The following is a 2,476-nucleotide window of genomic DNA, read 5'->3' as shown; positions in this document are numbered from 1 at the left end:
CTATCGCGAGCAAGCTCGCTCCCACAGGGGGATGTAGTTACCCGGCTTTGCGCAGGGCCGCATGCTGCGGGTTGAAGGTCAGCACGGCGAGCAACGCGAACAGCAACGTCAGCCCCGTGCACACCGCCAGCGCCAGCGGATTGAAGCGTTCATACAGGGCGAAACGCACCAGCTCTACCGCATGGGTGAACGGATTCACCGCGCACAGCCAGTACAGCCACTCGCTGGCCTCGTGCATCTTCCACAGCGGATACAGCGCCGATGACAGGAAAAACAGCGGGAAGATCACGAAATTCATCACCCCGGCAAAGTTCTCCAGCTGGCGGATCGCGTTCGACAGCAACAGGCCCAGGGCGCTGAGCAGCAACGCCACCAGCAGCAAGGCCGGCAACACCAGCAACAGGCCCATGGCCGGTGGCCGCACGCCGTAGACCCAGGCAACCGCCAGGAACGCATACACCTGCAACAGCGAAATCAGCGAGGTGGCCAACAGTTTGCTGCACAGCAGAAAGGTGCGCGGCAGGGGGCTGGTCAGCAGCACGCGCATGCTGCCCATCTCGCGGTCGTAGACCATCGACAGTGAGCCCTGCATGCCGTTGAACAGCAGGATCATGCAGGCCAGCCCGGGAATGATGTAGACCTCATAGGGAATGTAGGTGTCGTAGGGCTCGATGATCGCAATTCCCAGCGCTGCGCGAAAACCGGCGGCGAACACCAGCAGCCACAACAGCGGCCGCACCAGGGCGCTGAGGAATCGAGTGCGTTGCAGCACAAAACGCAGCCATTCGCGCAGCACGATACCGCTAAAGCATTGCCAGTAAGCGTTCATTGGGCAGCTCCTGATGTTGTCAGACGAGTGAAGGCCGAACCGAGGTCACCGCCGTGTTCCTGGCTCAGGGCATCGGCCTGTCCGCTGGCCACCAGCCGGCCTTGATGCAGGATCAGCAGGTCATCCCTGGGCTGTACTTCATCGAGCAGGTGGGTGGTCCAGAGTACGCAGATGCGCTCGTCGCGACACAGGCTGCGGATGTGCTGGTTGAGCGCCAGGCGACTCGCCGGGTCGAGGCCGACACTGGCTTCATCGAGCAGCAACAGGCGCGGCTCATGCAACAGGGCTCGGGCAATTTCCACCCGGCGACGATGGCCACCATTGAGTTCACGCACCCGTTCGCGGCGGCGTTCGGTCAGGGCCTGGCGGGCCAGTTCGGCGTCGACCCGAAGGTCGGTCTGACGCCGGGACAGGCCATGCAATGCGGCGTGATAACGCAGGTTCTGCTCGACGCTGAGGTCCAGGTCCAGGGTGCTTTGCTGAAACACTACGCCCAATTGCCTGAGTGCCGGGCGTGCCGCGCTGCGCAATGAATTGCCACCGACGCGGATCTCGCCTTGCTGCAGATCATAGAGCCGGGTCAGCAGGGCAATCAGGGTCGACTTGCCGGCGCCGTTGGGTCCCAGCAGCGCGGCGAAACGCCCGGGTTCCAGGCTGAAACTCACCTTGCGCAAGGCCTCTCGGGCGCCGTAGGCAAAACCCAGGTCACTGACTTCAAGGGCGTTCATGGCGTCACCACCACGCCCCAGGGGTAGCGCCCGACTTTCACCGATTTGTTGACCTTGAGGCTGTCGACGTCGATCACCGAGACATCGCCGCTGACGCCGTTGGTGGCCAGCAATTGCTTCTGATCCGGGGTGAATGCCATTTGCCAGACCCGTCGACCCACCAGCAGGTAATCGACAATCTCGAAGGTTTTGGCGTCGACCACCGCGACGTGATTGGCCGGGCCGAGGGCGACGAAAGCGTATTTTCCATCGGCGCTGAGCTTGATGCCCACCGGTTGCACCTTGTCCGGGTGCACGCCCTTGATCTGGAAGTTCAGGGTCTTGAGCACGTTGCGGCTGGCCACATCGAGAATGGTCACGGTACCGCCGATTTCCGCCGAGGCCCAGAGCCGGGCACCATCGGGGGAGAACTCGACGAAGCGCGGGCGCTGGTCCACCAGGGTGCTGTCGGCCAGGGTCTGGGTGCTGGTGTCGATCCAGTGCAGCATGTTGGTGGTTTCGCTGGTGTTGACTGCCCACTTGCCGTCRGGGCTCACCGCCATGCCTTCGGGTTCGACGCCGACGTTGATCTGGCCGAGCACCTTGGAGGTGTCGGTGTCAATCACCGTGACCAGCGCATCGTCTTCGTTGGAAACGTACAACCAGCGGTTGTTGGGGTGCAGGGCGAATTGTTCGGGGTCCTTGCCCGAAGGCAACTCCTTGATGATCTTGCGTGTGGCCACGTCCATCACCTGGACCCGGTCCGAGTCACTGGCGCAGATGTACAGCAGCTTGTTGTCATGGGACAGCAGCAGGCCGCGGGGGCGCTGGCCGACGGGCAGGGTGTCGGTGACTTGCAGGGTCTGCAGGTCGATCAGGCTCAGGCTGTTGTCCTTTTCGTTGGAGACCCAGGCAGTGCTGGCAACGGCATGGCCAGCGG

Annotated in this window: 3 protein-coding genes; all 3 read right to left on the bottom strand. The window is 62.9% G+C overall.

Annotation, left to right across the window (positions count from 1 at the left end; all coding sequences use genetic code 11):
• Positions 1-37: 37 nt before the first annotated feature.
• Complete coding sequence (locus ACXRVY_RS24045; protein WP_457266190.1) at positions 38-829, bottom strand: ABC transporter permease; 792 nt, start codon at positions 827-829, stop codon at positions 38-40.
• Complete coding sequence (locus tag ACXRVY_RS24040; RefSeq protein ID WP_457266189.1) at positions 826-1,557, bottom strand: ABC transporter ATP-binding protein; 732 nt, start codon at positions 1,555-1,557, stop codon at positions 826-828. The genes ACXRVY_RS24045 and ACXRVY_RS24040 overlap by 4 nt, the downstream gene beginning before the upstream one ends.
• On the bottom strand, positions 1,554-2,476 hold a 923-nt coding region (locus ACXRVY_RS24035; RefSeq protein WP_458238431.1), incomplete at its 5' end, for a YVTN family beta-propeller repeat protein. The genes ACXRVY_RS24040 and ACXRVY_RS24035, both read right to left, overlap by 4 nt.

Source organism: Pseudomonas sp. P5_A2_2 (genome assembly GCF_054177685.1).
Note: the sequence above shows the minus strand (reverse complement) of the source record. Positions and strands in the feature narration are given on the sequence as shown.